This window comes from Streptococcus lishijunsis, assembly GCF_047290665.1.
Classification (GTDB): Bacteria; Bacillota; Bacilli; order Lactobacillales; family Streptococcaceae; genus Streptococcus.
Genome location: NZ_JBLBUC010000021.1, coordinates 21,426 through 28,251, shown reverse-complemented (window position 1 = coordinate 28,251; position 6,826 = coordinate 21,426). Strand labels below are relative to the sequence as shown.

The 6,826-nt window shown below is 39.8% G+C and carries 7 protein-coding genes; 5 read left to right on the top strand and 2 right to left on the bottom strand.

The features are described 5' to 3' along the window. Window positions 1-92 precede the first annotated feature (92 nt). On the bottom strand, window positions 93-1,658 hold the full coding sequence (gene guaA, locus ACLN19_RS07720) for a glutamine-hydrolyzing GMP synthase (protein ID WP_413385022.1): 1,566 nt from the start codon (window positions 1,656-1,658) through the stop codon (window positions 93-95). 152 nt (window positions 1,659-1,810) lie between these two features. Here guaA and ACLN19_RS07715 point away from each other — a divergent pair, with 152 nt between their 5' ends. From ACLN19_RS07715 to ACLN19_RS07695, 5 genes are all read left to right on the top strand, one after another. Beyond that, on the top strand, window positions 1,811-2,512 hold the full coding sequence (locus tag ACLN19_RS07715) for a GntR family transcriptional regulator (protein WP_413385019.1): 702 nt from the start codon (window positions 1,811-1,813) through the stop codon (window positions 2,510-2,512). Window positions 2,513-2,585: 73 nt separating this feature from the next. Then, a complete protein-coding gene (locus ACLN19_RS07710) occupies window positions 2,586-2,918 on the top strand; it encodes a putative DNA-binding protein (protein ID WP_413385017.1) in 333 nt (110 codons plus the stop codon). 17 nt (window positions 2,919-2,935) lie between these two features. Next, window positions 2,936-4,495, top strand: coding sequence for a signal recognition particle protein (ffh, locus tag ACLN19_RS07705; RefSeq protein WP_413385015.1), 1,560 nt, complete (start codon window positions 2,936-2,938; stop codon window positions 4,493-4,495). 13 nt (window positions 4,496-4,508) lie between these two features. After that, window positions 4,509-5,021: a YqeG family HAD IIIA-type phosphatase gene (locus ACLN19_RS07700; RefSeq protein ID WP_413385012.1), complete on the top strand. Its 513-nt coding sequence runs from the start codon at window positions 4,509-4,511 to the stop codon at window positions 5,019-5,021. Between the two features lie 17 nt (window positions 5,022-5,038). Next, window positions 5,039-5,890 carry a VanW family protein gene (locus tag ACLN19_RS07695; RefSeq protein WP_413385009.1) on the top strand — a complete coding sequence of 284 codons (852 nt, stop codon included), beginning with the start codon at window positions 5,039-5,041 and terminating at the stop codon, window positions 5,888-5,890. 24 nt (window positions 5,891-5,914) lie between these two features. Here the strand turns inward: ACLN19_RS07695 and ACLN19_RS07690 are convergent, their stop codons facing one another. After that, entirely contained in the window at window positions 5,915-6,592 is a 678-nt protein-coding gene (locus ACLN19_RS07690; RefSeq protein WP_413385006.1) for a hypothetical protein, read from the bottom strand. Window positions 6,593-6,826: the final 234 nt, after the last annotated feature.

Below are 6,826 nucleotides of genomic sequence, written 5' to 3'. Positions count from 1 at the left end.
TAAGAAAAGCACCCCAATTGTTAGATTTTATGTCTAACTTTTGGGGTGCAGTTCAAAAACTTTGATTTCATGCGGTTTTTGAGTAACTTATTCTATTCCCACTCAACTGTTGCTGGTGGTTTACTAGTGATATCATAGACGACGCGATTGACGTGTTTGACTTCATTGACGATACGGACAGAAATCTTTTGAAGTACATCCCATGGGATGCGTGCAAAGTCTGCAGTCATACCATCAATAGAAGTAATGGCGCGTACAGCAATGGTGTAATCATAGGTACGTCCGTCCCCCATAACACCTACTGAGCGAACATTGGTATTAACAGTGAAATATTGCCAAATATCACGCTCTAGCCCAGCCTTAGCGATTTCTTCACGTAAAATAGCATCTGATTCACGGACAGTTTCTAATTTTTCAGGAGTAATTTCTCCCATAACACGAATGGCAAGACCTGGACCAGGGAATGGTTGACGCCAAACAACTTCATCAGGCATCCCTAAAGCAGTACCAAGGGCACGCACTTCGTCTTTAAAGAGTGTATTGAGTGGCTCAATAAGCTCAAATTGCATATCTTCTGGCAGTCCACCAACATTGTGGTGTGACTTAATGGTTTGAGCGGTTTCTGTACCTGATTCAATCACATCTGTATAGAGTGTTCCTTGTGCAAGGAAATCAACACCTTTTAGCTTGCTTGCTTCATCGTCAAAAACATAGACAAATTCGTTTCCGATGATTTTACGTTTCTTCTCAGGGTCCTCGACACCAGCAAGGAGATCAAGGAAGCGTTTTGAGGCATCGACACGAATAATATTTAAGCCAAACTTACCACCTAACATATTCATGACTTGATCGCCTTCACCTTTACGTAAAAGCCCATGGTCAACAAAGATAGAGGTCAATTGATCCCCAATAGCTCTCTGGAGCAAGACACCTACAACAGAAGAATCAACGCCACCAGACAGACCAAGGAGAACCTTACGATCACCCACTTTTTCACGAATATCAGCAATTTGCATTTCAATGAAGTTCTCCATTGACCAGTCACCTTTAGCGTGACAAATCTTAAACGCAAAATTACGTAAAATATCATTACCAAACTCAGAATGACGTACTTCCGGATGGAATTGGATACCATAAATATGTTTTTCTGGATTTTCAATAGCTGCAAATGGACAATCTAGAGAATCCCCAACAAGGTGGAAGTTTTCTGGAATTTCAGTGACAGCATCTCCGTGACTCATCAAGACGATTTGCTCTTTAGGTGTCCCACTAAAAAGTTGAGAATCGCTCTTTAAGCGCAAGGTAGATTGGCCGTACTCACTATTTCCTGCTTCAGAAGCGGGAAGGACTTTTCCTCCTAGCTTATTGGTCAATAGCTGCATACCATAGCAAATACCAAGCACAGGAATACCTAAATCAAAAATCGCTTCATCAATACCAAAGGCATTGTCAGCATAGACTGAGTTAGGACCACCTGAGAGGACGATACCAATAGGATTGATGTCTTTGACCTCTTGGGCTGTGATCTTATGGCTTTTCAGCTCTGAAAATACTCCAAACTCACGAATACGACGTGCAATAAGTTGGTTGTACTGGCTGCCGTAGTCTAGAACGATAATTTTTTGAACATCATTCAAATGTTTAGCGTTGTCAGTCATGTGTTTCCTTTCTATAATGTTAGTCTCCTAACAGTTTACTCTATTTTAGCATAATTTAGAAGAAATAACAGTAGCTAGGCATATTTTTTTCCTAGCTAAAAAATGGTAAAATAAAGAGAGTAGCTAGTACGACTAGTCAAAAAGGAGAGCCTATGACACCAGCTTATATCAGGATACATGACCATATAAAAAAAGACATTGAAAACAATATTTGGCAGATTGGAGAGCGGCTACCAAGCGAGAGAGATTTAGCAGATGCTTTTCAAGTTAGTCGCATGACGTTACGCCAAGCTATCGCTTTATTGGTAGATGAAGGCATTTTAGAGCGCCGTATCGGAAGTGGGACTTTTGTTGCACGAAAACGTGTGCAAGAAAAAATGTCTGGAACAACAAGTTTTACAGATATCATCAAAGGACAAGGCAAGAATCCGTCAACAAAGCTCTTATCTTACAAACGTAAACTAGCTGATAAGACTGAGCGTGATAAATTACAATTATCTGATGATAAGGCGCATGTGATACAAATGGAGCGTGTCCGCTATGCTGATGGTCTTCCCTTGGTTTATGAAGTCGCCTCTATCCCAGAAGAATTGATTAAAGGATTTGACAAGCAAGCCATTACCGAACGTTTTTTTGACACACTCCGTCATCACGGCTATGAGATAGGTAAGAGCAGTCAAATTATCTCAGCACGACCTGCCTCTGAATACATCGCTGACGTCCTTAATACCAAGCGCGGCAATGCCATGTTGACGCTTGTTCAGATTTCTTATCTGACAGATGGGACACCTTTTGAGTACGTTCATAGCCAATACGTCGGTGAACGTTTTGAATTTTATTTAGAAAATCACTAAAAAGACGTCTAATAGAATGCTTTTTAGCGATAAACGCTATAAAAGAACGCTTATTTTTGCTATAATAATGGGTATGGAAATAGAAAAAACCAATCGTATGAATGCGCTATTTGAATGCTATGCTGCGCTGTTGACTGATAAGCAGATGAACTATATCGAGCTTTACTACGCTGATGATTATAGCTTAGCAGAAATCGCAGAAGAATATCAGGTCAGCCGTCAAGCTGTTTATGATAACATCAAACGAACCGAAAAAATCTTAGAAAGCTATGAAATGAAGCTTCACATGTATTCAGATTATATCGTTCGTGGTCAGATTTTTGATGCTATCTTGGAAAAGTACCCTGATGATAGCTATCTACAAGAAAAAATCCAACTACTTAGCCGTATCGACAATAGAGATTAAAGGAGACAAAGATTAACATGGCTTTTGAAAGTTTAACCGAACGCCTACAAGGTGTCTTTAAAAATATTCGTGGGAAGAAAAAACTCTCAGAAAAAGATGTCCAAGATGTAACCAAGGAAATCCGTCTGGCGTTACTTGAAGCAGACGTTGCCTTACCTGTTGTCAAGACATTTATCAAGCGCGTCCGTCAACGAGCAGTAGGGCATGAGATTATTGATACGCTAGACTCTACCCAACAAATCGTCAAAATCGTCAATGAAGAGCTGACTGATATTTTAGGTTCTGAGACAGCAGATATTGCTAAATCATCTAAAATTCCGACCATTATCATGATGGTCGGCTTGCAGGGGGCTGGTAAAACCACTTTTGCTGGTAAGTTAGCTAACAAACTTATCAAAGAGGAGAACGCACGTCCTTTGATGATTGCTGCAGATATCTATCGTCCAGCAGCCATTGACCAGCTAAAAACGCTAGGTCAACAAATTGATGTTCCTGTCTTTGATATGGGGACAGAGCATTCTGCTGTTGAGATTGTGGCAAATGGGTTAGCTAAAGCTAAAGAAAATCGTAATGACTATGTCATCATTGATACCGCAGGTCGTCTTCAAATTGATGAAGCCTTAATGCAGGAGCTTCAAGATGTTAGGGAACTAGCGCAGCCAAATGAGATTTTGCTTGTAGTTGATAGTATGATCGGTCAGGAAGCTGCCAATGTCGCTGATTCCTTTAACCAACAACTGGATATCACTGGGGTAGTCTTAACTAAAATTGATGGGGATACACGTGGCGGTGCGGCTCTTTCTATTCGTGAAATCACTGGAAAACCGATTAAGTTCACAGGGACTGGTGAAAAAATTACAGATATTGAAACCTTCCACCCTGATCGTATGGCTAGTCGTATCCTTGGTATGGGAGATTTATTGACGCTTATCGAAAAAGCTTCTGCAGAGTATGATGAGCAAAAATCCTTGGAACTGGCTGAAAAGATGCGTGAAAACACCTTTGACTTCAACGATTTCATTGAGCAGCTAGACCAAGTTCAAAATATGGGGCCTATGGAGGATTTACTCAAAATGCTTCCTGGGATGGCAAACAATCCTGCCTTGAAAAATGTCAAAGTAGATGAGCGTGAAATTGCTCGAAAACGTGCCATTGTCTCCTCTATGACACCGCAAGAGCGCGAAAATCCAGACCTTTTAAACCCAAGTCGCCGTCGCCGTATTGCTGCTGGTTCTGGCAATAGCTTTGTTGAAGTCAATAAATTTATCAAAGATTTTAACCAAGCCAAACAAATGATGCAAGGGGTCATGTCTGGTGATATGTCCAAAATGATGAAACAAATGGGACTTAATCCCAACAATCTCCCTAAAAATATGCCAAATGGTATGGATATGTCAGCTCTAGATGGTATGATGGGAGCAAACGGTATGCCTGATATGTCGGCTCTTGGTGCTGATGTGGATATGAGTCAACTCTTTGGCGGTGGCTTGAAAGGAAAAGTGGGCGAATTTGCCACTAAACAAGCTATGAAACGTATGGCTAAAAAGATGAAAAAAGCCAAGAAAAAACGAAAATAAAAGGGATTCGTAAATGATTAAACATATTTTCCCTCAAACATACGCCAAGAGCGTGTTCGACATTGATTATCAGCAATTGTACCAAAAAGGGTATCGTGCTATTATCTTTGACATTGATGCAACCTTAGTCCCCCATGGTCGTGATATCACACCTGAAGTCGAGCGGCTATTTGACCAGCTTGTAGAGATAGGATTTTCTTTATTCTTACTCTCTAATAATTCAGACGAGCGTATCAGGCACTTTACACGTACACGTCCCCTGCCTTACATCCCCCTAGCTGACAAACCCAATCCAGCAGCCTACCACAAGGCAGTTAAGCAATTGCAGGTAAGTCCTAAGGAAGTAGTTGTTGTCGGCGACCAGATCTTCACAGACATCTTAGGAGCTAACCGAGCTGGACTGGATAATATCATGGTCCAATTTATGCCTCAAGAAAACGAGACAAAGCTAGGTAAAAAAAGGCAACTGGAAAAGCTTATTCTAGCCATTCATCGCTTATTTTCAAGACAATCTTATAGCAATTAAAAGGAGAAGAGAGTTTTATGGTTATTGGTAATGTGGTCAAGTTTTTAAAAAAAGAAATCTTATTTTGTGATATTCATCCAGTTTGTTATAACATTTCAACTCAAAAAGAAATTTTTAAGAGACATCTTCAAAATGCTAAAAGTAAAGATGCCTTTGCGCAAACATTTCAGGAGACCTTATTACCAGCAGTTATCTCAAGCTCTCAGTCTGCCCTCATCAAAACCGGTAAAGGCATAGACCCCAAACTCCAATACAACAAAGCACTCAATATTGATATTGCTTCTCGTAAATTTAACCGTATTCTCATAAAACCAGGAGAGACCTTTTCTTTTTGGAAGATGGTCGGAAAAATTTCAGCTAAAAATGGTTATAAAGATGGGCGTGTTATTGTGGGAGACCAACTGACAGCAGGAATAGGAGGAGGACTTTGCAACTTAGCAAACACTCTACACCTTCTTATCCTACATAGCCCTATGGAGGTTGTCGAATTCCATAGTCATTCGGATGCCCTTGCTCCCGATGGTCCAAAGCGTATCCCTTTTGCAACAGGGACGTCTGTTGGTTATAACTATGCGGATTATCGCTTTAAAAATCCTACTGACCAAGTAGTACAATTGCATATCTGGTGTGAAAATGAAACCTTGTACGGGGAGTTGCGCAGTGAAAAAGCGTATCCTTGGTCCTATCGATTGGTTGAAGAGGACCACCATTTCACTAAAAAAGGGGAGAAATATTTTCGATTATCCAAGATTTACCGTGAGCAACTAGACAAAGAAAGTGGAGAAGTCCTAGCTAAAACACTCGTGTTGGACAATCACTCTGAGGTTATGTTTGATTATAGTCAAATTCCTAGTGAGCTTATCCGTTAAACATAAAAACGACTGATATTAGTATCAGTCGTTTTTAGCGTCAAGATAATCACAGACTTTATCAATCTGCTCTGCAAAAGTATCTCCAAAACAATTCTCAAAGAAAGCACTACCAATTGTGAACGCCCAAGGATTTGCTTCACACACTTCATCGAGACGCTGATAACTATCGATGCTACCAGCAAGACAAACAGGAGCAGAGACTTCAGCCACAAAGCGTTTATTTAATAAGCTAGCGTCACCTGTATAACGATAACCAAGTAGATCAAATCCATAAACACCCTTGTCAAGATAGGACTTAGCCTCTCTAATCATCTCATCCATATCTCCCTCTAATATTGAAGGACGACCCGTAATCTTACCTACAAAAGGCATGTATTTAAGATGATGTTGCTTACAAAAATCATTGACAGAATCAAAGAAAACAGTTCCCATAAGAATATCAACACCACACTCAAGCGCCATTTGAGCACCCTTTAAGCATTCCGATTCCGTATAAGCAACGACCTCTAAAAAAGTTGTCTTACCACAGTTTTTCATATAAGCATAAAGTCGTTTCATCTCAGATAACGGCAGTGGTTTTTCCTTAAATCCCCAAAACTTAGCTTTCGTATGACGACAAGTCTCAAATATAGCATAGGCATCGCTGACGGTGCAGTCATTATGTGTTAACATCACAATCAATTCACAATCTGTAGTCATCGGCTTATCTAGCACCTTTCCATAAAACTTTCTTATTAAAAATAATACCATAAAAAAGAAGGATTGACTAGAAGAATTAGTTTTCCTAAGAGTTATTGCTAATAATAACTAATCTAAAATGTATATTACCTAATCAGATAAAGGAAGGTTAATTTTTCCTCACCATATCTTTCCGAAAAACTGTAATTTTCTTGAAAATTAAGTGAGCTTGTGATATACTACTTTAAGATAACT